Here is a 25,441-nt window from a genome sequence, read left to right as displayed (position 1 = left end):
TTTCTTTAAGATTATGCAGTAAAATTCCCATTCAGTTCCATTGCCTTCATGTTTATCTTTCTCCTTTATTGTTTCAACTTCCATTAATCACAAATTAATAGGTAGAACTTTATCATTTAGCTGCAGACATTCATAGAAATAGAAAAGTAGATTCATAGTATTTAAGAAAATTCTGCTATAATGTAAAAAAGTTAAATTAATTCTTAAGGAGTTACCCCTATGCGAAGCATCACCTCGATTGTAACCGTTATCATTTGTGTTATCCTTTTATACTTTACACTTGAATCAGCTGTAAGAGTATTTCATTCTGACTGGCAGCTACCAGCAGAATCTGACCAAGAACCTATTAATAACCGCATCGTATTAATCACTCAAGGGTTAGACACACCTTTTTGGGACAAGGTTAGTGCTGGAGCTAAAAGGCAAGCAGAGGAGAATGGAGCAAGACTAGAGATATGGGGGAGCTATACAAACAACGAAGAAGATTTTTTGAAACAAATTGACATAGCAATCTATTCAAAAGTTGATGGTATTATAGTCCAAGGATTAGATACGGATGAGTTTAAGGAGTTAACTAAAATAAAAGCTGCATCTTACGGTATTCCAATTATTACGGTTGCGAATGATGTACAAATGGAAGAAAGTCTTCGTAAAACCTATGTTGGTTCCAATCAATATGAGGCAGGAAGAATGATTGGAGAGCAACTTATTGATGATATGGGGACTAATGGAGAAGTGGTTCTCTTGATAGATAAGAGGAAGCAATATTACCAAACACAGAGGTTAAGTGGCATTCAAGATACTTTACGTCATTACCCAAACATTGAGATGATTGAAGTGAATACGGGTGATACGAGAGAGGAAGTTATCACTAGTACAAATGATGTACTGAACCAACATCCAAATGCTGTTGCTTTCGTTACCGTAAATGCCAAATTTGCAGGTGATATGATTGAGGAAATAGAGAGACGTTCAAACGTGGAACCGTATCACATTTATTCCTTTGATGACGATCCTATATCCTTATCACTTTTGAAACAAGGTAAAATGGATGGAATCATTGAACAGTCCCCTGAAATGATGGGACAACTTAGTGTTACGTTAATGATGAATTGGTTAAAGGAAGAGATGATACCACTTGATTTAACTGGTTATCTCACTGATATACAAATGATTAAACAGGTGGATCTAAAATGAACAGTATCCAGAAGAAAATTTGGGGTCTAGCGCTGAGTGTGCTGTTAATCATGGCAGCAAGCTGGACTTCTCTCATTTACTATAATCAAAAAATGCAAAACCAATATAATGACATTCTTGAAAGATATTTAGTTATGAATGAAGTGACGAGTAATAGTCAGCAAATGGTAACAGCCTTGAATAATTATTTACTCGATTCCTCTCCACAGTATACTGTATTGGTTGATGAAAAAAAGGAAGAAATCGAGAGAATGAAAGCGGAGATAGTAAATTTCAAAAATGTCGAGAATGAACTTGCCTTAACCAACTATGTCAATTTAATTGATAGTCTTGTAGAGGTCATTGATCGTTCCTTATTCTTTCAAACTGAAGCAGACAATGAAAATTCGATGAAAGCATTTGTAGAAGCAACGCATATTTCTAACTATATATCGGAAATGACACTTACATTGATTGATACTGAGATTAAGACGTATGACCGATTTTATCGAGGTATTATTCACCAATCACAGGAACTGTGGGAGCTTGGGATTTGGTTATTGCTATTAATCACAGTCTTTCTATTAACCTTTACCTATTGGTTCTCGCTTCGTATAACGAAACCGGTAGCAAAATTGACACAAGCAGCCAGTGAGATATCAAAAGGAAGGTTTGATTTAACAATTGAAGTCAATTCCAACGACGAAATCTCATTCCTAGCCAAGACGTTTGAACGAATGCGAATAAACATAAATAATTTAATTTCAGAAATCCAGCAGAAAGCACAGCTGGAAAAAGAGCTTCAGCAGAGTAAATTACTTTTAAAAGAAAGCCAGCTAAGAAGTTTACAAAGTCAAATAAATCCACATTTTTTATTTAATACACTTAATACTCTTTCAAAAAAAGCTTATATGGAAGGATCAGAAGAAACTAGTGATCTACTTGTTAGTGTGGCTGGTTTGTTACGTTATAACTTAAAACACTTAGACAAAACGATGACACTTTTTGATGAAGTAGGAGTTCTCAAACAATACATTGAAATCCAAAAAGCTAGGTACACAGATCGACTCACATTTCACTCTGAAATAGACGAGTCTTGTCTTGGTATTGAAATTCCAGGTCTTATTCTACAGCCAATTGTAGAAAACGCTGTCATCTATGCGGTTGAGCCGAAAGAAGAAGGTGCTGTCATTTGGTTTCGTATTTATGATGAGGGAGATCGTATCACGATTGAAATCGAGGATGACGGTCCTGGAATGACAAAAGAAACCATTCAACAGATTATGGAGGAGAAGTTAGATTCAACAAAGGGGCATTCTACAGCGATTGGCTTAAGTAATGTAGTGAAGCGTCTCCGTCTTTTCAATGGTAGAGATGAAGATGTCATAAAGATTGAAAGCAATATAGGTAGTGGTACAAAAGTGGTCATCCATATTCATAAGGAGAGGGGAGTCAATCAAATATGACGAGAATATTAATTGTGGATGACGAACAAGTCGAGCGTGATGGACTTCAACTGATCCTAGAGAAAAATTTTCCTAATACTGTCATTCAACAGGCGAAAAATGGAAGACTTGCCATTGAATTAGTGACTGAATTTCAACCCGATTTAGTGTTTATGGATATTCAAATGCCAGGAATTAATGGTCTTGAAGCAATAGAAGCCATTAATGCCTCTAATCCTGAATTAAGATTTATTTTGGTTACAGCATTTGCAACATTTGATTATGCACGTGTTGCCATGAAGCTAGGTGTAGTCGATTATATTGTTAAGCCGACAAAGGCATCTGAAATCGTGGAAATCGTTGGGAAAGTAATAGATATGATTAAAAAAGAGCAAGATCTTCAACGTAAAAGCAAGCAACAGCAGAATACCGTCCAAAAGGCTATGTCCCTGTTTGAAACTGACGTGGTCACCCAACTAATTTTTGATCATGTCCATGAAGTTCACTTAGAAGAATTAGTTGAGCTATTAGAGATTCAAGCGACTGAGGAGAAATTTGTAATGAGTCTCTTGTTACCAGCAGGTTCTGAAGGCTGTTATTCTTCAATCAGAGATAAAATTAGACAAACTGGAAGTGGTTGGGTGGGTGCTTTATACGGCCGCCAATTACCCATTATTGTATTCCGGAGGTCAGAATACTCATTCCGCACACAAGCAACGTTGTTAGCTAAGGAAATCCTAACATTAAAGTCGGATATTGATGAGGGATGGTTTATTGGGATTGGAAATGTATATAGTTCTTTAGATCAAATCAGGCAATCCTATCAAGAGTCATTAATTGCTACGAGAGATCCTTCACTCCCGGTCAAGTATCGATATTATGCAGACCTACCTCCAGTCGTCCCAGGCTTTGATGAGAAAACATACAAAAGAAATGAACAGCAATTTTTTGAACAAATTCGAAGTGGTGAGTGGGAAGATATTAATAACAGTTTTACTGAATTTATTAGTCGTTTGGAACAAGAAGGTGCTAATCTATTACAAGCCCAACAGCATGTCATGGAACTTCTTTGGATCGCCTCACAAGTGTTAAGTGAAATGGGAGTCATACGAGACCTACCGTTTTATTCTTTACAAGCAACTGATTATCGGCAATTAAGAGCTGAAACCAATCAATTAATTGAAAAAATTCAGGAATCATATGAAAATCATAGTGCCGAGCTAGAGGTCGGCTCCATTCAACGGATTAAGAAATATATTATTGAACACGCCCATGAAGATATCTCATTAGAAACGATCGGCGAAATGGTAGGTTTGAGCCCAATTTATATAAGTAAAATTTTCAAAGAGCAGTTGGGGATTAATTACATAAATTTTTTAACGGAATGTCGGATTGAGAAAGCGAAGAAACTGATGCGAGATCCGGAGAAGAGCTTAAAAGAAATTACATTTGAAGTGGGGTACCATGATCCTAACTATTTTAGCAAAGTGTTTAAGAAAATGTGTAATTCCTCACCAACTGAATATAGGAAAAAGCTGTTAGATTTATAGTTCTTATATATGGCGTAAAAGGAGTAAAACAAATGAGAAGGATGTTCCCCCTAATGATTCTAGGAATGCTTATGTTCATAACAGGAGTGATTGTTGTTGCTTGTGAACAGAGTGAGAATCCTGTCAGTGAGGCACCACCTAACACGGCCATAGATGAGCATGAGGAGAGTAAATTGGCAAAAGAGATCATTAAAATTGGTTTTGCTATGGACACGCTTGAAGAAGAGCGATGGGTGAAGGATAAAGCTCTTTTTAAGGAGTCGGTAGAAGCCCTTGGCGCTGAAGTAATGCTTATGGCATCTAATGGTGACGATGCTCTTCAAATTTGGCAAGCGGAGATAATGATCAGCCAAGGTATTGATTTACTTGTCGTTGTCCCTCATAATGCGGAATCAACTGCAGCAATTGTTGACAAAGCACACAAATCTGGTATTAAGGTTATATCTTATGACCGGCTAGTAAAAAATGCAGAATTAGATATGTATGTATCCTATGACAATGAACAGGTAGGTGTACTGCAAGCACAAGCCATTACAAAGATTGCCCCTAAAGGGAAGTATGTATATATTGGAGGCGCAGAAACTGACCATAATGCACATTTACTAAAAAAAGGTGTATTTAAGGTGCTGCAGCCACTAATAGATAATGGAGATATTACAGTTGTATTTGATCAATGGACAAAGGATTGGCTGCCATCGAATGCAAAAGCTAACATGAAGCTTGCTTTAGAAGCAAATAATTTTGAAGTTAATGCAGTTATTGCAGCAAATGATTCAACAGCGGGTGCTGCAATTGAGGTGCTTGAAGAATACGGACTTGCAGGTAAGATTCCAGTAGCAGGGCAAGATGCTGACTTGGCTGCAGCACAACGCATCGTGATGGGAACCCAGGCGATGACTGTATATAAACCGATAAAAATATTGGCGGAGACAGCTGCAGAAATAGCTGTAAAGCTTGCTAAAGGAGAAACGGTCAAAGAAACTAGGCAAGTAAATAACGGAAGAATAGAAGTGCCCTCGATTCTGTTAATGCCAATCCCGATTGATCAATCAACAATAGAAGTAACCATTATTGCAGACGGCTTCCATTCGAGGGAAGATGTATACCGTTACTCAAAGGACTGAATAAATTAATAGCAAAATATAGTAACTGAACAAAAGGAACTTGAAGCAAAAATGCTAAGTTCCTTTTTTATTTGGATACTTTCTAGTAGGCTCTTTTCTAAAACTTTGTTTCTTTCGTGAGATGTAGTTTGAATTTACAACTTAGTTTTATAAGCAATGAATAATGAATAGAAAAGAGCAACTTTCTTTATGTATAGCAAAATCTTGATAGTAAGGTAAAAATCCGGCTTTTGGGATTTTTACGCAAAGCAACAAATCTATACGAAAACAGCCTTTTAGTACTAGAAATTTTTCATCATGTTAAAAAAGTACAGATGAATAACAAAATAGTGCTATAAGTAAGCGTTATCATCTTTGATTCTCGATGATATATTTGGTCTAGAGACAAATAAAACAAGTTTTGAAAGGGGATTCATAGAATGAAAAAGAAGATTTCTATTTTTCTAGTTGCAATGATGTCTATTTTTATTATTTCTGGTTGTAGTACTGGTGGAGGCGAAGTAAGTGTTGGAATTGTATTACCAACTAAAGATGAGCCAAGATGGGTACAAGATGAGGAAAGATTTAAAGCAGCTCTAGAAGATTCTGACTATACTACTGAAATTTTATTTAGCCAAGGATCATCTGCTAAAGAAAAGGAAAATGTTGAAACATTACTAAATAAAGGGATCGACGTTCTAATCATTGCTCCTCATGATGGGGCAGCTGCTGGTTCTGCAGTGGAAGCAGCAAAGAAAGATGGAGTTACAGTTATCTCATATGACCGTTTAATTACAGATACAGATGCAGTTGATTACTATGTAACATTTGACAGCATCGCAGTAGGAGCAGCACAAGGGCAATACTTAATCGACAATGCTGAAGGTAGTGGAGTTCCACTTTACTTATATGCAGGTGCAGCATCTGACAATAACGCATTCTTATTCTTCGAAGGTGCATGGAGCGTGCTTCAACCTAAGATTGCTGATGGCACATTCGTAATTGCTAACTCTTCTGAAGCAGAAGCTTTAAAAGACAAGTCAACGTTAACTCGTGATGAATTAGGGAAAATTCTAGGTCAGGTTACAACAAACTGGGATCCAAACGAAGCAAAAAATAAAGCACAAACAAACCTTACAGCTGCTGGTGCAGATCTAAAAGGTGATGTAGCAATCCTAGCTCCAAACGATGGAACAGCTCGTTCAATCGCTGATGTATTCGGTTCTGATAGTGCAGTTACAAGTTACCTAGTTTCAGGTCAAGATGCTGAATTAGCTTCAATCCAATATATCATTGACGGAAAGCAATCAATGACAGTATTCAAAGATGTACGTACATTAGTACAAGATGCTATGGGTATGGCAGTTGATATTTTAGATGGTAATACACCAGAAACTACTGGTAGCTACAATAACGGGGAAGTTGATGTACCAGCAAAACAAACGGATGTAATCGTAGTAAACCAAGATAACGTAAAAGCAGAATTAGTTGACTCTGGGTACTATGAAGCTAGTGAATTTACAGGATTAGAATAATAGATAAATTGAATAAAAAGGGGGATTAGTGTTAGATGACAATCTAGCACTTTTCCCTTAGTTGTCTGGTTAAGGAGGCATAACAGTGAGCGATTATATTTTAGAGATGAACCAGATATCAAAAGAGTTTACAGGCGTAAAGGCACTTTCGAATGTCAATTTCAAAGTCGAACGAGGAGAAATTCACTTCTTAGTAGGAGAAAATGGTGCTGGGAAGTCCACACTTATGAAGGTACTTAGTGGTGTTTATCCCTCTGGGACATACTCGGGAGATATCATTTTTAATGGAGGAGTTCAGCAGTTTAATAAAATCAATGATAGTGTGGATGTCGGAATTGCAATTATCTATCAAGAGCTAGCATTATTCCCTGACCTCTCTGTTTATGAAAATATCTTCGCAGGTAATGAAATACAAAAAAGTGGTGTATTAGATTGGAATAAGGCGATCGTTGAAGCGAAAAAAATGCTGCAAAAAGTAGGCTTGAAAGTTAATCCTGAAACCTTAATTAAGGATTTAGGAGTAGGAAAACAGCAATTAGTTGAAATTGCAAAAGCATTAAGTAAAGAAGTAAAGCTCCTTATTTTAGATGAACCAACTGCTGCTCTTAATGAAGATGATAGTGAAAACCTACTTGAATTGTTACGTGAATTGAAAAAAGAGGGAATCACCTCTATCATGATTTCTCACAAATTAAAGGAAGTTACTTCCGTTGCAGATAAAGCAACAGTCATCCGTGATGGGGAATCCATTTGTACGTTAGATGGATCAAAAGGAGAAATTACCGAAACAAACATTATTAAAAATATGGTAGGGCGTGAAATTGAAGATATTTATCCAAAACGACCGAAGAAAGAGTTTGGGGACACGGTTTTGGAATTATCGAATTGGACGGCGTACGATCCAAAACTAGGACGTAATGTCGCTAAAAATGTCAATCTTCATGTGAAAAAGGGAGAAATCGTTGGAATTGCAGGGCTAATGGGTTCAGGACGTACCGAGCTTGCTTTAAGTATTTTTGGCAATTCAGCTAATTACAAGTTACAAGGAGATTTATTTTTAGAAGGACAACCTACTAAATTAAAGCATACGAGTGATGCCATTAAAGCAGGAATTGCTTACGTAACAGAAGACCGAAAAGGCAATGGCCTATTTTTACTACAGGATATAAAAAGCAATATTTCAATTGGTAATTTAAAAGGCATTTCTTCCAACGGAGTAGTCAATGAAAACGAAGAGATCATTATTGCCCGGGGCTACAAGGATTCTTTAGGAATCAAAACACCATCGTTACAACAGTTAGTTGGAAATTTAAGTGGTGGAAATCAACAGAAGGTTTCGCTTGGGAAATGGCTCTTTGTTGGCCCAAAACTATTAATCTTAGATGAGCCAACACGTGGGATTGATGTTGGTGCTAAATTTGAAATCTATTCAGTTATGAATGAACTAATAAATAAAGGTATGAGTATCATTATGATTTCATCAGAGCTTGGTGAAGTTCTTGGTATGAGCGATCGCGTTTATGTAATGGCAGAGGGTGAAATGAAAGGTGAACTTTCATCTGAAGAAGCCAATCAAGAAAATATAATGCAACTTGCGACGCAATAGGAGGTAGTACGATGAAATATATTAACGAACTAAAGAGCTTATTAAAGCATAATATACGTGATTATGGAATGTACATCGCATTAATAGTCATTATGATTTCATTCCAAATCCTGACGGGTGGACTATTCATGTCCTCTCGAAACATTAGTAATTTACTAGATTCAGCAGGGTATATTGCGGTACTTGCTGTTGGGGTTATGCTGGTTATCGTCATTCGACATATTGACTTATCGATTGGATTTTTAGCAGGTTTCCTAGGTGCGGTTGCCGCTATTCTCTTAATGCAAGTAGGTCTACCAGTTTATATTGTTATACCGATTATTCTTATACTAGGTATGTGTGCTGGTGGTATTACAGGTTTACTTGTAGCAAAAGTAGGAATTCCAGCCTTTGTTGCCACATTAGCAGGTTGGTTGATTTATCGTGGTGCAATTTTGATGGCAACTGAAAAAACTGGAACCATTATTGTAGATAATGATGCGTTTAATGCGATTGGAAATGGTTATATTCCATCTATAGCAGAAGTAGGTGGCCTCCACTTACTCACACTACTTGTTGGATTAATTGGAATTTTATTATATATCTATAGTTCTATTTCAAGTCGTCAAAAAAAGATAAAATACGAATTCGATGTGGTTTCAAAGCCGATTTTTGTATTACAGTTAGTGTTTGTTTCAGGAATTATGGCTTATATTACATGGCTATTAGCTGGATATAATGGATTCTCTTGGACTGTGATGATTGTTCTACTTGTTGTCATTGTCTATCACTTCATTACGACGAAAACAGTGATTGGACGTCATATCTATGCAGTTGGGAGCAACCCAGAAGCAGCCCATCTTACTGGTATTAATGTAAGTAAAATCACGCTTCTTGTGTTCGGTTCAATGGGGATGCTTTCAGCTTTATCTGGTATCTTATTCACAGCACGATTACAATCTGCAACAACAACAGCAGGAACACTGTTCGAACTTGATGCGATTGCAGCAGCCTTCGTTGGTGGTGTATCAGCCGCAGGTGGTGTTGGAAGAGTAACGGGAGCAGTTATTGGTGCTGTTGTAATGGCAACCTTAACGAACGGAATGAATTTAATGGGTGTAGGGATAGCCCCCCAATACATGATTCGTGGTGGTGTACTTGCGTTAGCAGTTATATTCGACGTAATGACACGGAGACAACGAGCTTAAAGACCAATTCCAATAAGAATAAGTAACAAAAATAGCTAGGATGTATTTCCTAGCTATTTTTATTACTATTGATTCAAAAACTGTATTACTTATAAGAGATCTCTCTTTTCATTAAATTATAGCTATTGTTTGATAATAGATGGCACATGGTCTATGATATAGCTAGTTTTTCTTAAATATGTACGACAAAGGAGACAAGGTGAATACGATGGATCATAAGGTCAAAGGTTACATAGGAACTTACACAAAAGGTGAGAGTAAAGGGATTTACTCTTTTGTTCTGGATACAGAGGCTGTAACACTATCGGAGCCTACATTAGTAGCAGAGCTTGAAAATCCAACCTACGTCACAATCAGTGAAGACAATAACTATTTGTTTGCTGTAAAAAAAGAAGGAGACCAAGGTGGAGCAGCATCTTACTCAATTAATCAACAATCAGGTGACCTCCAATTTTTAAATAGTCAATTAGGGGCAGGCGCTTCACCTTGCCATATTAGTGTAAATAAAGCGAATAACTTTATTGTTACCGCAAACTATCATAAGGGAACGGTTGATTTATACACAGCAGATTCCAAGAACGGAAACATTCTTTCTTTAGTATCTACCATTCAACTTGAGGGAACGGGTCCAAATCAAGAGAGGCAGGAAAAACCCCATACCCATTATTCTGGTTTTACTCCAGATGAAAAGTATGTCGTAGTTGTTGATCTGGGAATTGATAAAATTCTTACATATGAAATAAAAAACGAGTCCCTTGTTGAAGTTCAGAGTTTATCTGTGAAACCTGGAAGTGGTCCTAGACATATTGAATTCCACCCTAATGGTAAATATGCCTATGTGATGACAGAGCTTAGTTCTGAGGTAATTGTCCTTTCTTATAATCAAGGAACTGGTCAGTTTACAGAGCTTCAATCGATTTCAACTATACCAAGCAGTTTCACTGATAATAATCAAGGGGCTGCCATTCACGTTTCTTCTGATGGTCAATTTGTGTATGTATCAAATCGTGGTCATAATAGTATTGCTGTCTTAAAAGTAAGTCAGGAATCCGGCGAACTAACACTTGTTGAACTTACTTCAACTGAAGGAGATTGGCCTAGAGATTTTATGCTAGATCCTTCTGAGAAATATTTAGTTGTTGCTAACCAGGAAACAGGTAACCTCGTATTATATAAGCGGGATGAAGATACGGGGAGATTGAAGTTCACTAACTCAAGTTTGGCTGTACCTTACCCTGTTTGTGTGAAGTTCCTAAAAAAATAATAACTTACTCATTATGAAGGTGATTCTGTGATTTTGCAGAATCATCTTTTTTGTTTTTTAACTTTGTTGCAGCACTTATTTATGGGCCCTTATTGTAAATTTGAAAAGAACCAAGCATATGCATGGTCCTTAATAGTAGTATTTTCGTTTATAATGTTTTCTCTACACTCATGTTAGGATTTCCTACTGCCTTTTTCTGACCTCTATAAAAGAGAATAACCGCATAGATAGCAAGAGAAACTGTTATAATTGCAAATAGAGTTAATGTTTGAAGTGGGATGGAATCTGAATGGACACCATATTCACCAGTAGAAAAATATTCAACAGCATCTAATAGTAAATGGATGATGATGACTGGATAAAGACTTTTATTACGTAATCTCATTGCAGATAATAGTACACCAGCAGCGAATGTCCAGAGAGTTTGAAAAATAGCAAAAGTAGGATCTCCACCCACAAAAATATTAGTAGAATGTGAAAGTGCGAATAAAGCACTAGGTACAAAAATAGCAACCCATGGCCCCCATTTCATAAATCCACGCAGTAAGATTCCTCTATATAACACTTCCTCATTCACAGCGACACCAATAGCAGCAATGATGAGAACTAGATTGGTAGAGAATCCCCATGAGGATACACCATTTTCTAAAAGAATTAATAATGGTAAAAGAAGTAATGGAACTATCGTCAACCATTCCTTTATTGATTGAGGCTTCACTAAACCAATTTCTTTAGCAGAATCCGTCCAATAGACTAAGCTTACTACTACACCTGCATACACCATCATAAGTAACCAACCAAGATCATCCTGTATGGTTAAATCTGGTTGGAATAGCTGAACTAATTCAATAGTAGCCATACCTGCTATTCGGCTCATAATTAAAGTGAAGATAGCGAATAAAAAAGGGTGTTCCTTTAAGAAAGTTTGGATTCGGTTTAAAACGTTCATATTATCAATCTCCTTTAGTTGTCTTAATCACATCCTCATTATCTAAAATAATTGGTCATACATCCAAGTGCCTGGAGTAAGGACTTTTCTGATGTAGTCATATATGACTGAGTTATTACTAAAGGCTCTTTTCTAAAACTTTGTAGCTTTTTAACTCATAGATTGGATGTTCACTTAGTTTTTGGTACCAATTGGGTAAAAATTAGAAAAGAGCGATTCTCTTCATGTAAAGAAACATCCTTATACTAGGGTAAAAATCCGGCTTCTGGGATTTTTACAAGGAACAACATTCTATACGAAAACAGCCTTACTAAAAAACTACAACTCTTCCATTTTTTATCTGTATAATGAAGTTATTAAAATAGTCGAAACGGAGTGAAAAAAGATGGATTTACCACTGGGAAGTCATTGGGGTTATCGAGCTTTGTTTTACACAAGGTTCATTTGGCTTGTTGCTCATTTATTTTTATTTGCTTACGTATATAACAAACATGACCTTACCTTATACCTTTTGTTGATTAGCGGACTAATCGCAGTTGTGATCCCCCAGTTAGTCTGGTGGAAGGGACAACGAAAGCTAGTTTGGTTATACCCGGTGACTGAACTTATTATAAGTGGCCTCTTTCTTTTGTATAGCTCCTATGTAATAGGCAATTACTCTTCATTTCTAGCAATACCCGCAATGTGTGCAGCTGCAGTGATTCATACAACGAGGCTTCGAGTTATTCTGTGGATTTGGTTTGCTATTGTCCCGGCTGTTGTCATGACAATCGTTCTTCCAGATGCATCGTATAATTTATCCATTATTGAAGGGTTTTTCTTCTTTGCGCTTGGGTGTGGTGCTTGGAAAATCATAGACACTCAGAAGAAAATGAAAGAACTTCTGGATGAAAATGAAAGGCAGCGGGAAGTGTTAGAACAGTATGCAGAACAAGTGGAAACCCTTACGCTTCTGGAGGAGAGAAATCGAATGGCCAGAGAATTACATGATACAGTGGGGCATACTCTAACTTCTGTGATCATGGGACTGGATGCAGTTTCTTATCTTATGACAACCGCACCTGATGAAGCAAAAGAAAGCATAAATCAACTTCGCAACGTAAGTAGAAACGGACTTGAAGAAGTAAGAAATCAGATCCATCATATTGTTCCCACTCATGACAAAGAATCTCTTATTATTCAGCTTAGAAGAATTGCTAATGAGTTTTCCATCCATACCGGAACGATTATTGATTTTGAAGCTAGAGGAGAGGATGGAGCTGTAGCCTTACCGCATACACTAACTCTTGTACGTTGTTTACAGGAATCATTAACCAATGCAAAACGTCATGGTGGAGCATCGAGGATACACATTTCACTTTTAGTTCAACCTGATGAAATTAAATTGACGGTAAAAGATAATGGTGCTGGTATGGAAGAGGTTCATTACGGGTTTGGTCTATCCGTGATGAAAGAAAGACTTGAATCATACCAAGGTGAGCTGCTCGTGGAATCTAGTCAAAAGGGTACAACTGTATCATGTCAGTTACCCATTAAGAACAGAAAGGTGGGTTAATCAATGATTAAGGTGGTACTAGCAGATGATCAGGATCTAATAAGAGGTAGTTTACGAATTGTCTTACAGAGCGAATCAGATATCGAAGTGGTTGGAATGGCTGCTAATGGAGCTGAGGCTATTGATTTATGTAAACAGTTTCAGCCTCATATTGTATTAATGGATATTCATATGCCAGAAGTGAATGGAATCGAAGCAACAAAGCAGATTAAAGAACAGTGGCCGACTATTAAAGTGGTTATGCTCACAACCTTTCATGAGATGAACTATGTCCGGGAAGCAATGAAAGCAGGTGCAGAAGGATATTTACTAAAAGCAATGCAACCAGAAGACTTAGCATCTAGTATTAGGCTTGTATACAAAGGCGGAACGCTTATTCCACAAGAAATTGCAAAAATGATGGTAGCCGAATGGACCGGAGATTTATCTTCTAATGCACCAGTCCAAAATGCAATAGAGATCAAACCTCGTTACGGTATGACCAATAGGGAAATGGAAGTATTACGCCTTATAGTAGCTGGCAGTGATAACCGTCAGATTGCAAGTAAGCTCTATCTATCAGAAGGTACTGTGAAAAACTATATATCGTCTATCTACTCTAAACTAGGAGTTACCGATCGAATTCAAGCAATCTTGAAAACTCAGGAGGAGAGATTGCTTGAGGTAGATTTGTGAGGGTAAACTACTGCTAGATGCATATATTTTAAGGGCAATTATCATATTATCTGATAGCTTGCTCTTTTTTTATGTTTTAAACTGTAAAAAAACGGAATTTCGTGATAAAACTGATGGTTTCGTTGATAAGTGTTGATAGTTCGTTGATAAAATTTAAATATCGTTGATAAATGACTTAAAATCGTTGATAAACCTAGCAGTTTCGTTGATAAACGTAATTACAATGTCCACTTTAGTTTCCTTAAAGCGTTAAATGAAACCAAGTAGCCTAATTTTGAAGAATTAGACAGTCATAAACCCGGTTTATATCCTATATGCTTGGATTACATGAATTTACATCAATAAAATGATTACTGATGTATGGTTACCCTTGTACCTATTGGAACAATGCTTGCTAATTCTTCAACATCTTTATTGTACATTCTGATGCACCCACTTGATACAGCTTTACCAATTGAACTTGGATTATTCGTCCCATGGATTCCGTAGTGCTGCTTGGATAAGCTCATCCACATTGTGCCAAATGGACCTCCAGGGTTTGGTGCTTTGTTAATGATTATAAAATCACCAGTGGGTGTCTCATGTAACATCCGTCCAACAGCTATGGGGTATTGCTTTTGGGGTTGGCCGTTTTTATATAATCTTAAAATGCGATTTTGAATGGATATATCAATGCGGTATGGAATCGATTCAGGAGATGGTAATCCAGGAATGACAATAGTTTGACCAGGGTAAATCAAGTTAGGATTAATGGAAGGGTTTGCGTTGATAATAGAAGAAAGAGGAGTACGATAATCTTTTGAAATCTGAGCTAATATTTCACCAGGTTTCACAATATGAATCAATCGGTCCCACCTCCGTAAATTTATGAGTTAATCTATTGTATGTGCAAAACTAAAAAAGTTTATCTAAAAAATGATAAACACCTCCTGAATCTTGTGTTCAGAAGGTGTTATGAAGTCTGTGAGATATATAAGTCAATTCAGGCTTCCTGAGTTCAGGATACCAAGATACTCTTTCCAAGGTCCTACATCCGTCTCATACCTTTTAGCCATGATCCTTACAATTTGAGAAATATGTGTTAAATCATGTACCACCCAAGTTGAAATTAATTCTCGTATTTTTACTACGCCAAATGCGGGATGTATTCCTGTTAGATCAAGATGTTGGTCTGGATTTATAAGTTTCTTTAATCTATCTAAGTTTTGGTCCCTTAACTTTTTAAACTCAATTAATTTTTGATGTACCGATGTTCTAGAGTTTTCATCTAAATGCGAAAATCGATTGAATGGAGGGAAGGGCTTTTCGCCTTCTTTTACAATCATTTCTAGACGAGGAATCCAATTATGAACCTCTGCTTCTATCAGGTGATCCAGCACCTGGATAATATTCCAGGTATCTTTTCCTTCATTACATTGAAGCCATGATTCGGATAAACCGGATATAAAATAATCTAATGTTTCGGGAGTTCTCTCCAATACTTCGATAGCCTCATTTATTTTAAAATTCATCAGTCTACTCCTATCTAAATTAATCATTTTACTAATATACAGCCAAACTCAATGTAATGAAAAGCAACAAAAGCTTTAAGAAAAGAGCCTTTATAAATAACAAAAAGAGCAGCTATTCGAGACTGCTGAAAAAGTCTCATTAATACCCTTGTGTTGAAAGGAAGAGGAAACTCTTCCTTTTTTGTATACATTTGATTCAGTTGGTGAGGGGAAATGGTATCATAGTGAAAGAATACATTAGAAAATTGGTGAAACTATGCTACCTAAAAAAGAATTAGTGCTCAGTTCATATAGTGCACTTTATGATATATTAATCCCGAAAGATCATTTCTTGAGGAAATTTAATAACCTAGTTGATTTTGAATTTATCTATGACGAGTTAAAAGATATGTATAATGAGGCATTTGGTGCTACAGCTAAATGTCCTATTATGATGTTTAAATTATTACTCCTTAAAGTAATGTACCCCATGTCTGATCGAGATTTAATTGAGAGAGCGACATTTGATATGTCATTTAAATACTTTTTAGATGTAGCACCCGAAGATAAAATTGTGCATCCTACAAGCCTAACGAAATTTAGAAAACTGCGTCTACAAGACGATTCATTATTAGATTTACTAATTAAAAAGACGGTTGAGATTGCCTTACAGGAAGGTCTGATTAAATCTAACCAGATTATTGTGGATTCAACCCATACGGACAGTATGTTTAACTCTAAATCACCCATTGAAATATTGATTGAACAGTCCAAACAACTTAGAAAGAGCGTTTATAAACAAGACGAAACCTATAAAGATAAGATGCCAACTAAGCCTGGTACGAATGAACTACTAGATCATATCAATTATTGTAATCAATTAATTGAGATCATTAAAAAAGATGAGAGATTATATATCAAAGAAGACGTGAAATTAAAAGCGAACTTATTAGAAGAGATCGTAAATGATGATATCGAACACCTGAATTCAACGGTGGAAAAAGATGCAAAAGTAGGACATAAGAGTTCGGATTCTTCATTTTTTGGATACAAAACTCACATCGCAATGGTTCCAGAGCGTATTGTAACATCGGCAATTGTTACAACTGGGGAACAGCACGACGGAAAGCAAGCAAAAGAGCTAATTGAGAAAGCTGTTGAAAACGGAATTGAGGTAAAAGTATTTATTGGCGATGGGGCTTACTCTGAGAAGGATATGATTGAATATGCGAAAGAGAAAGAAATTAAGTTAGTATCGAAATTAAGCAAGACTGTTTCAGAGGGAAACAAAAGGGCATCAGGAGAATTTCAATACAATAAGGATGCCGGGCGATATGTATGTACAGCTGGGCATATGGCGATTAAGAAAGCCTTACATGGAAAGAAGAAACATGCGACTGAAGGAACAGTATTACGAGAAACACACTACTTTGATATTGAAAAGTGTAAGGTTTGTCCACTTAGAGAAGGCTGTTATACAGAAGGAGCTGCAAGTAAAACGTATACCGTAACTTTGAAGAAGGATAAAATTCATGAAGAACACCAACTTTTTCAGGAAACAGATGAGTTCAAGGAGCTAGCAAAAAGCAGGTATATGATTGAGGCTAAAAATGCAGAGTTAAAGAATCGCCATGGTTTTAAAAAAAGCCAATCCCATGGTCTTTTAGGTATGCACATACAAAGTGCAACCACTCTCTTCGTAGTGAATATGAAACGAATTATTACGTTAAAGGGTTAGAAATAACCCTTTATTTTGCCTTTCAAAACACAAAATACGAAAAAAGATTAGGGAATGTTTAAAATCATCCCCTAATCTTTTTAATTTCATTGCGGTAACTTTAGATTGCCGATAATTTCAGCAGTCTCCAGCTATTCCTACTCTTTTTGTAAAACAAACTATTCGTAAGGCTATAATTAGAAATTTTTAATGATATCAGCCCCACCTACGCTGAATATCTTGATGACCACTGATGTCATCCGACCTACTTTTAGTATAAATGAAAACGTTTACATTTTCAATAAGAAATGTAAATAATGTGAAAAATTTACCTTAAACAAAATGTTCATTTTAGGTAAAAAATATGAGTTAAATGTACTTTTTATTAGATAGTGATATGCTATGTAATACATTTAAAAAAGGAGTAACGAATTATGAATGTAACGAGAATATCTTTCTATTTAATAGGACTTCTTATTTTATCTCTAGGAGTCGCATTTACTATTCAATCTAATCTAGGCGCTGGACCTTGGGATGCTCTAAACGTAGGCTTATCAACAACCTTTGGATTGACTGTTGGAAGTTGGGTTATTATTGTAGGTCTTATTCTTATAATCGTCAACGCTGTCTTGTTAAAGGAGAGGCCAGATGTATTAGCTGTCTTTACCATTGTGATTGTGGGGGCATTAATTGATTTTTGGTTACTATTTATTTTACATCAATTAGAGCCAACCACTTTTATCAATCAGCTTATGGTAATGGCGCTAGGTCTTATCTTGCTATCACTTGGGATCTCTATTTATCTGCAAGCTAAATTTCCAATCATCCCTATAGATAAATTCATGCTTGCAATTCAGCACCGGCTTAACGTTAATTTAATGGTCGCCAAAACAATAGGAGAGCTGACTGCTCTAATACTCGCTTTAATTTTCGGTGGACCCATCGGAGTAGGCACGATTATTATTGCTCTATCGGTTGGCCCATTAGTGCAGCTATTCTTTCCACGCATGGAACGATTAAAGGAGAAGTGGAGTTAAAGGTTGTATTAAGTTTGATTGGTTCAATCTTGTTCATTTTTCTAAATTGCGGATGTATACGGAGAAATGTCTGGCATCAGCAACATGAAGGACATTTGTTACGGAGATAGGAAGCGAAGTGTCCTTCATAAGAGCCATGAAGGCCATTTGTTACGGAGATAGGAAGCGAAGTGTCCTTCATAAGAGCCATGAAGGCCATTTGTTATGGAGATAGGAAGCGAAGTGTCCTTCATCAAAGCCATGAAGGCCATTTGTTATGGAGATAGGAAGCGAAGTGTCCTTCATCAAAGCCATGAAGGTCATTTGTTACGGAGATAGGAAGCGAAGTGTCCTTCATAAGAGCCATGAAGGCCATTTGCTATGAAGATAGGAAGCGAAGTGTCCTTCATCAAAGTCATGAAGGCCATTTGTTATGGAGTTACGAAGCGAAGTGTCCTTCATCAAAGCCATGAAGGCCATTTGTTATGGAGATAGGAAGCGAAGTGTCCTTCATCAAAGCCATGAAGGTCATTTGTTACGGAGATAGGAAGCGAAGTGTCCTTCATCAAAGCCATGAAGGCCATTTGCTATGAAGATACGAAGCGAAGTGTCCTTCATCAAAGCCATGAAGGCCATTTGTTACGGAGATAAGAAGCGAAGTGTCCTTCATCAGAGCCATGAAGGCCATTTGTTATGGAGATAGGAAGCGAAGTGTCCGTCATCAAAGCCATGAAGGACATCTGTTATGGAGATACGAATCGAAGTGTCCGTCATCAAAGCCATGAAGGACATCTGTTATGGAGATACGAATCGAAGTGTCCGTCATCAATACCAAATAACAATTTTTTTAATAATTATCGACTTCTAGTAAAAAATAGAGGTGTATACAAATTATTGGGTTTAAGAGAGGAAATACAGGATGAAGAATAAGAGTATTCCCTTTATCGTCTTGGCTATTATTCATGCGGTACTCTTAATAATTTGCTTTAGGAGGAAAGGTCCAACCAAAACTATAGGGGTTTTGTATATTAGTATTGGAATTGCCTATGTATTTGAGTATTTCGTATTAAATATATTTAAAATGTATGTTTACTGTCCTAAAATTTTTAAAAATAAATGGTTTGATGCCGTGTTCGGAGCATTGTTATCACAATCATTATTTATTCCCATCAAATCGACTCTTATAACCTTATTTAACATAGGTTGGAAGGGGCGGATTACTGTTGCACTTATATATGGAATAATAGAACGAATTTTTATTAGATGGGGGATTTTTGAAAATAAATCATGGAAAACATTTTTAACGATTACAACAATGCCTGTCTATTTTTATATCGTGAAAATATGGTGGGAAAAGATCCAGAAAGGTAACAAGAAAATAATAGCTATTTCAATCTTCTTTTTTTACTGGGTGAATTATGCTAATGTGTTATATTTTGCTTTAGTATTTTTTAAACAATATCGCTTTCGAATTGGCGTATTAAGGGATAAGTATTGGGAGCATTTTATTATAGTTCCGATTTATGCCTTAATCACAGGTATAATTGGTACGATCAGTACTCTATTCTTCAGGAAAGAGCATAAGTGGATTAGCATTTTTATTGTTCATGTATTAGATCAAATTTTATATAAATACAGAATCATCAAACCTTCAACCCCCCATTCTAAATATGCTCTTATTCTCATTCATTTAGGGTTGTTAAGGTTCGGAGAGTATTTTAAAAACCTCATTAATCGTGTTCAGTTTACAAATGAAAAAGCCTCACTAGGTTAAATTCACCTGTGAGGCTCTTTATTAATTTTCTTGAATCTCTTTACGGTTTTTCTTAAATAGTTTTGATAATACTTCATATACAATTGGTACGATGATTAACGTTAGTAATGTTGAACTTGTTAAACCTCCAATTACGGAAATACCAAGACCTTTAGAAATTAAACCGCCCCCACCTGAGCCAACTGCTAATGGAATTAATGCTCCAATTGTCGCAATGGCTGTCATCAGAATTGGACGTAAACGAGTAGCACCAGCTTCTAAAATTGCTTCACGTATATTCATACCTTCGCGTTCCATATGAATAATCCGGTCAACTAGTACAATGGCGTTTGTGACGACAATACCAATTAACATTAATAGCCCCATCATTACGGATACAGAAATCGTTTCACCGGCGATTAACAATCCAACAAATGAACCAATAACGGCGAACGGTAATGAGAATAGGATAGCGAATGGTGCTAGACCCTCACCGAATGTTACAACAAGGATAAAGTACACGATCGCAATTGCTGCAAGCATTGCCAGACCAAGCTGTGTAAATGTTTCATTCATATCAGCAGCAACCCCGGCTACCTCCATAGTCACACCTTGAGGTAAATCTAATTCATTAAGCTCACTGTCTATTTCAGATGTTGTCTTTGAAATATCATCTTCAATGATTGTTCCTGACACACTAGCGTGGTATTCACCTTTGCTTCGAGCAAGTGTGTTTAAGGTTGTTCCTTCTTCTACTGTAATTAAGTCAGAAAGTGGAAGCGTCGTTCCAAGTGCTGTTGGTATTTGTTTTTCTAAGATATCATCGATTGATTCAGGTTGTTGAGCTTCCTCATGCTGAACGATGACTTCTAATGTTTCACCATCTTTTTCAATGGTGGTTAACATTTCTTCTGTACGGTCAGGCATTAACATCATTACAATTTGACCAGTTGTTAAGCCATATTGTAATAGTTCACCCTGATCTACTTTGAAGGTATATTCCACATAAGCATCTTCAATACTTGAAGAGACGTCTTTCAATCCTTCGTTTTCATTCATTACATCTTCGACCATTTTAACTGCTTCATTTAATTGATCTAAATCTTCACCATAGAATGTGTAGCTTACTTCACTGCTGGCCATTGCACCACCAGCTGCAAAGTTTTGACTCTGCCATTCGCCAGTTTGACCAATGTTAAATACGTACTCTTCTATTTCAGTTCTTACTTCAGAGAAGTTTTCCATATCAGGATCAAAGATTAAGTACATTAATGCACCGCCACCTGCTCCTCCACCCATCATGGCTGATTGTGTATCGCCTTCTTCTGTTATTGATACTTGAACGATATCAATATCATCTCGTTTAAGCATTTCTTGTTCTACAACTTCAACATTAGCTAAAGTATCTTCCTTTACCTCTCCGGCTGTAGGAGTGTAAGTTAAATACATAACCTTATCTTCTTCACTACCCAAGAAGCTAAAACCGATTAACGGAGTTAATGCTAAGCTTCCTACAAGAAGAGCAATTGATATTAAAGACGTAATGATCTTATGGTTTAAAGTCCAGCGAAGAACTCCTTTGTACCATTCAGATAATTTACCTGTCTCTTTGTGGCTGCTTTCTGTCTTTTCACTATATAATTTCTTTTTAAATAAGAAATGCGATAGAGCAGGTACAATTGTAACTGCAACAATTAATGAAGCGCCAAGAGCAAATGTCATCGTTAAGGCAAATGGCATAAATAGCTCTCCAACCATACCACCAACAAAGATAAGTGGCGCGAATACTGCGACTGTAACTAGAGTCGAAGATAAGATTGGTTTGAACATTTCAATGGTTGCTTCACGAATTAACGCCCGACCTGTTAATTTTTCTTGTTTTAAATGCAGTCGACGATAAATATTTTCGACTACAACAATCGAGTCATCGATGACACGACCAATCGCAACCGTTATCGCACCTAATGTCATAATATTAAGGGTGATTTCCATCCAGTTCAGTAAAAGTAATGCCATAAAAATTGAAACTGGGATAGAAACAATTGAGATGATTGTTGATTTAAAATCACGTAAGAATAACAAAATGATTAATACAGCGATTAAACCACCAAATAATGCTTTTTCAATCATCGTGTGTACGGATTTTTCAATTGGCTCTCCTTGATCAAGTGAAACATCAATAACTAGCCCGTCTATTTCACCTTCAAAATCATCAACTAAATCTTTAACGGCATTTACAACAGTAACCGTATTGTCTTGTTGACCTTTCACAATTTGAATCGCAATGGCATCCTGTCCGTTTGTACGAGAGACTGATTGTACTTTACCAACCACTTCAATCGTTGCGATCTCGCTAAGCTTTACAAAAGGAGAAGGGCTTGCTTCAGTAGGAGTAACAGGAATAAGCATTTCCTTTAGTTCATCAGCGGTCATGAATTTCCCGTCAACTGAGACGGCTTGTTCGCCTTCTTCAAATTCGTATAAACCTAATGAAACAGCAAGGTCACTTGCTTGAATCATTTCCTTTACTTTATCTTCAGTTAAACCAAACTCAGCCATTTTAGCTTCATCATAAGTAAGCTCAACTTCTTCAATATGTTGACCTGTAATAGTGGCAGATGCGACACCGTCAACTTTTTCTATTTCAGGAAGAATGAGATCTTCAACTGTATTTGTTAGTTGAACGATGTTCTCAGATTCACTACTTATACTTAAAGCCACAACCGGCATCATGTTTAGACTAATTGCTGTAATGCTAGGTTCTTGTGCTTCCTCTGGTAAAGTTACAGAATCCAGAGCAGATTCTAATGAACGTTTGGCCTCGTCCATGTCTGCACCATACTCGTATTCCACTTGAATGCTGGAAATGTTAGAATAAGAGTTTGAGTAGACTGCCTTTACATCTTCAAGACCCTCAATTGCTTTTTCCAATGGAATTGATACATCTTCCATTACTTGCTCTGGGGTCGCCCCAGGATATACATCCATTACCATTAAATATGGTATTGAGATGTTCGGGATTGTCTCCATATTCATCCTTGTACCAGAATAAATACCTGAAACAGTAATAATAATCGTTAGTAACCAAACTGCGAGTTTGTTTTTTAAGACGAAATTTACTAAACCTTTCACTATGACACCTACCTCTATTTGACTTAGTTAGCTCAATTACATATACTAATGACTAATCGGTCAATTGTCAATGAATTATATTAGGAGAATATTAAATGAAAAAACAACTAATTATGGAAAATGCCCTCGAACTCTTCTCGAAACAGGGGATTGAAGCCACTTCGGTTCAGCAAATTACAGAACATTGTAACATCTCTAAAGGTGCCTTTTATCTATCTTTTAAATCAAAGAATGAGTTGGTATTAGCCTTGATTGACCATTTTATGTCCCAGTTCATATCTGATATTGACTATGTGGTCAGAAATTTAGAGAGTTATAAAGACCCATTATATAAGTACTATTATGTTACGTTTGAATCCTTCCTCAAACATTCAGACTTTGTGAACATTTTGTTAAAAGAGAAAACATACTCATTTAGTGAGGAACTATTGGGGAAGATGCAATACTATGATCATTTATCAGAAAAATATATTTTAACGATCATTGAAGAGATATATGGGGATAAAATTACACATACAAAATATGATTTATTGTTTTGTATCAAAGGTTTTACTAGGATGTATCATGAGCTTTTTCTTTTTTATAACTATCCTGTGGATTTAGAGCTACTGTCAAACTCATTGGTAGAAAAGACTAATCTGATTGCTGGCGGAGTAAAAATTCCTTTTGTTACGGAAGATTCAGTCATAATAGTTAAGAGGCCAGTACAAGAAGAGATAACGAAAGAACAAATTCATCAGCATTTAGAAAAAGTCATTGCAGAAATAGAAGATCATTCTGTAGAAAAAGAATCGCTCATCCTTTTGAAGGACCATTTTGATGAAAAATCTATCTTGAATAGAGCAATCATAAAGGGATTATTAGAAAATATTCGGAATCACCCTCATTGTAAATGGATTTCCTATTTACTGCGCAATTATTTTGAATTTAAATAGGGGTTAAACACAACAATGTTTCAGGATAGAGTCTAACTAATTGATTTTGTTGATTGTTCTTTAAATGTTCTTATTAGTCGTAATCGTTTATAATGTTAGTAATAGGTCAAGCTCTGGAATTAGAGCAAATAAATAAAGGAAGCGTGTTTATGTCAATGGATCATTTAACTAGACTAACGGTCAACAATAAAGAAATCATTATCATTGGAACAGCTCATGTATCAAAGCAAAGTGCAGATGAAGTTAAATTGGTAATTGAAACAGAAAGACCAGACTCAGTTTGTATAGAATTAGATCAACAAAGATATCAATCCATAACCGATGAGAACAAGTGGAAGGAAATGGATATATTTGAAATCATAAAGAAAAAGAAATCTTCTTTACTACTGATGAACCTTGTCATTTCTTCCTTTCAGAAGCGTATTGCTAAGCAGTTAGGGATTAAACCGGGTCAGGAAATGATTCAAGGGATTGAATCAGCAAAAGAAGTAGACGCAAAGCTTGTACTTGCTGACCGTAATATCCAAATTACGTTTTCACGTATTTGGAATGGATTAACCTTTTGGGGTAAGTCCAAGCTATTAATGGTGATTATTGGAAGCATCTTTAATAAAGATGAAATTTCAGAGGACGAGCTAGAAAAACTGAAGTCTGAGGATATGCTCGATTCGATGTTAAAGGAATTCACGGAAGCTTTCCCGGCGCTTAAAAAGACATTAATTGATGAAAGAGATCAGTATCTTGCTCAAAAGATAAAAGAAGCTCCTGGAGATAAGATTGTAGCAGTAGTGGGTGCAGCCCATGTTCCAGGTATAAAAAATGAAATTGATAAGGATCATGATTTAAAAAGCCTTAGTAAAGTACCAGTTAAAAAGAAAAAACCTCAAATACTAGGATGGCTCATCCCAATCCTGATTGTCGGGCTTATAGCCTATACTTTAATAGAAAATCCTACTGCAGGTTTACAACAAACGATCAGCTGGATTCTTTGGAATGGTGGGTTTGCAGCTTTAGGTGCTGCGATTGCCTTAGCCCATCCGCTCGCGATTATAACGGCCTTTTTGATTGCTCCAATCAGCTCTTTAAACCCGTTGATGGCAGCAGGTTGGTTTTCTGGACTTGTTCATGTTTACTTCCAACGACCTAATGTGAATGACTTTATTAATCTATCAGAAGATGTGTACACGATTAAAGGCTTTTGGAAGAACAAGGTGTCTCGTGTTCTATTGATTGTCATTCTAACTAATTTAGGGAGTACATTAGGAACGGTTATTGGTGGAGCTGATATCATTAGAGTGTTTTTTGAAAATATTTAATAGTTTTATTAAAAAACGTGGCATTTCGCCACGTTTT

Annotated in this window: 19 protein-coding genes; 15 read left to right on the top strand and 4 right to left on the bottom strand. The window is 36.4% G+C overall.

Annotated elements, in window-relative coordinates:
- Positions 1-219 precede the first annotated feature (219 nt).
- From M1D60_RS16910 to M1D60_RS16875, 8 genes are all read left to right on the top strand, one after another.
- Positions 220-1,197, top strand: coding sequence for a substrate-binding domain-containing protein (locus M1D60_RS16910; protein ID WP_456276007.1), 978 nt, complete (start codon positions 220-222; stop codon positions 1,195-1,197).
- Positions 1,194-2,642: a sensor histidine kinase gene (locus M1D60_RS16905; protein WP_456276006.1), complete on the top strand. Its 1,449-nt coding sequence runs from the start codon at positions 1,194-1,196 to the stop codon at positions 2,640-2,642. Before M1D60_RS16910 ends, M1D60_RS16905 begins: the two co-directional genes overlap by 4 nt.
- Positions 2,639-4,171 (top strand): response regulator, encoded by a 1,533-nt coding sequence (locus M1D60_RS16900; RefSeq protein ID WP_456276005.1) that lies wholly within the window; start codon positions 2,639-2,641, stop codon positions 4,169-4,171. The genes M1D60_RS16905 and M1D60_RS16900 overlap by 4 nt, the downstream gene beginning before the upstream one ends.
- A 32-nt stretch (positions 4,172-4,203) precedes the next feature.
- Positions 4,204-5,295, top strand: a complete 1,092-nt coding sequence (locus M1D60_RS16895; RefSeq protein ID WP_456276004.1) for a sugar ABC transporter substrate-binding protein — start codon at positions 4,204-4,206, stop codon at positions 5,293-5,295.
- A 419-nt stretch (positions 5,296-5,714) separates the two neighbouring features.
- Positions 5,715-6,809 (top strand): sugar ABC transporter substrate-binding protein, encoded by a 1,095-nt coding sequence (locus tag M1D60_RS16890; protein WP_456276003.1) that lies wholly within the window; start codon positions 5,715-5,717, stop codon positions 6,807-6,809.
- Between the two features lie 85 nt (positions 6,810-6,894).
- Positions 6,895-8,415, top strand: coding sequence for an ATP-binding cassette domain-containing protein (locus M1D60_RS16885; RefSeq protein WP_456276002.1), 1,521 nt, complete (start codon positions 6,895-6,897; stop codon positions 8,413-8,415).
- An 11-nt stretch (positions 8,416-8,426) separates the two neighbouring features.
- Positions 8,427-9,602 (top strand): sugar ABC transporter permease, encoded by a 1,176-nt coding sequence (locus M1D60_RS16880; protein ID WP_456276001.1) that lies wholly within the window; start codon positions 8,427-8,429, stop codon positions 9,600-9,602.
- A gap of 208 nt (positions 9,603-9,810) precedes the next feature.
- Positions 9,811-10,866, top strand: coding sequence for a lactonase family protein (locus tag M1D60_RS16875; protein WP_456276000.1), 1,056 nt, complete (start codon positions 9,811-9,813; stop codon positions 10,864-10,866).
- Positions 10,867-11,014: 148 nt separating this feature from the next.
- Here the strand turns inward: M1D60_RS16875 and M1D60_RS16870 are convergent, their stop codons facing one another.
- Positions 11,015-11,815 carry a CPBP family intramembrane glutamic endopeptidase gene (locus tag M1D60_RS16870; RefSeq protein WP_456275999.1) on the bottom strand — a complete coding sequence of 267 codons (801 nt, stop codon included), beginning with the start codon at positions 11,813-11,815 and terminating at the stop codon, positions 11,015-11,017.
- Between the two features lie 385 nt (positions 11,816-12,200).
- Here M1D60_RS16870 and M1D60_RS16865 point away from each other — a divergent pair, with 385 nt between their 5' ends.
- A complete protein-coding gene (locus M1D60_RS16865) occupies positions 12,201-13,370 on the top strand; it encodes a sensor histidine kinase (protein WP_456275998.1) in 1,170 nt (389 codons plus the stop codon).
- 3 nt (positions 13,371-13,373) lie between these two features.
- The gene (locus M1D60_RS16860) at positions 13,374-14,045 is read left to right on the top strand and encodes a response regulator (protein ID WP_456275997.1); all 672 of its coding nucleotides are present in this window, start codon (positions 13,374-13,376) and stop codon (positions 14,043-14,045) included.
- A gap of 350 nt (positions 14,046-14,395) precedes the next feature.
- Here M1D60_RS16860 and M1D60_RS16855 read toward each other — a convergent pair whose 3' ends face one another.
- Both M1D60_RS16855 and M1D60_RS16850 read right to left on the bottom strand, forming a co-directional pair.
- On the bottom strand, positions 14,396-14,890 hold the full coding sequence (locus tag M1D60_RS16855) for a L,D-transpeptidase family protein (protein ID WP_456275996.1): 495 nt from the start codon (positions 14,888-14,890) through the stop codon (positions 14,396-14,398).
- Between the two features lie 132 nt (positions 14,891-15,022).
- Positions 15,023-15,556: a DinB family protein gene (locus tag M1D60_RS16850; RefSeq protein WP_456275995.1), complete on the bottom strand. Its 534-nt coding sequence runs from the start codon at positions 15,554-15,556 to the stop codon at positions 15,023-15,025.
- Positions 15,557-15,812: 256 nt separating this feature from the next.
- Between M1D60_RS16850 and M1D60_RS16845 the strand changes: the two genes are divergently transcribed.
- The 3 genes from M1D60_RS16845 (at position 15,813) to M1D60_RS16835 (ending at position 20,042) form a co-directional block, all read left to right on the top strand.
- Positions 15,813-17,273, top strand: coding sequence for an IS1182 family transposase (locus M1D60_RS16845; protein WP_456275424.1), 1,461 nt, complete (start codon positions 15,813-15,815; stop codon positions 17,271-17,273).
- Positions 17,274-17,686: 413 nt separating this feature from the next.
- Entirely contained in the window at positions 17,687-18,289 is a 603-nt protein-coding gene (locus M1D60_RS16840) for a YczE/YyaS/YitT family protein (RefSeq protein ID WP_456275994.1), read from the top strand.
- A gap of 898 nt (positions 18,290-19,187) precedes the next feature.
- Positions 19,188-20,042: a hypothetical protein gene (locus tag M1D60_RS16835; protein WP_456275993.1), complete on the top strand. Its 855-nt coding sequence runs from the start codon at positions 19,188-19,190 to the stop codon at positions 20,040-20,042.
- 21 nt (positions 20,043-20,063) lie between these two features.
- Here M1D60_RS16835 and M1D60_RS16830 read toward each other — a convergent pair whose 3' ends face one another.
- Positions 20,064-23,153: an efflux RND transporter permease subunit gene (locus tag M1D60_RS16830; RefSeq protein ID WP_456275992.1), complete on the bottom strand. Its 3,090-nt coding sequence runs from the start codon at positions 23,151-23,153 to the stop codon at positions 20,064-20,066.
- Positions 23,154-23,248: 95 nt separating this feature from the next.
- Here M1D60_RS16830 and M1D60_RS16825 point away from each other — a divergent pair, with 95 nt between their 5' ends.
- Together M1D60_RS16825 and M1D60_RS16820 are read left to right on the top strand one after the other, a co-directional pair.
- The gene (locus tag M1D60_RS16825) at positions 23,249-24,088 is read left to right on the top strand and encodes a TetR/AcrR family transcriptional regulator (RefSeq protein ID WP_456275991.1); all 840 of its coding nucleotides are present in this window, start codon (positions 23,249-23,251) and stop codon (positions 24,086-24,088) included.
- A 149-nt stretch (positions 24,089-24,237) separates the two neighbouring features.
- Complete coding sequence (locus M1D60_RS16820; protein ID WP_456275990.1) at positions 24,238-25,404, top strand: TraB/GumN family protein; 1,167 nt, start codon at positions 24,238-24,240, stop codon at positions 25,402-25,404.
- Positions 25,405-25,441: the final 37 nt, after the last annotated feature.

Source organism: Bacillus sp. AK128 (genome assembly GCF_053903075.1).
The sequence above is the reverse complement of the archived record's forward strand: the minus strand, read 5'-3'. Positions and strand labels throughout refer to the sequence as shown.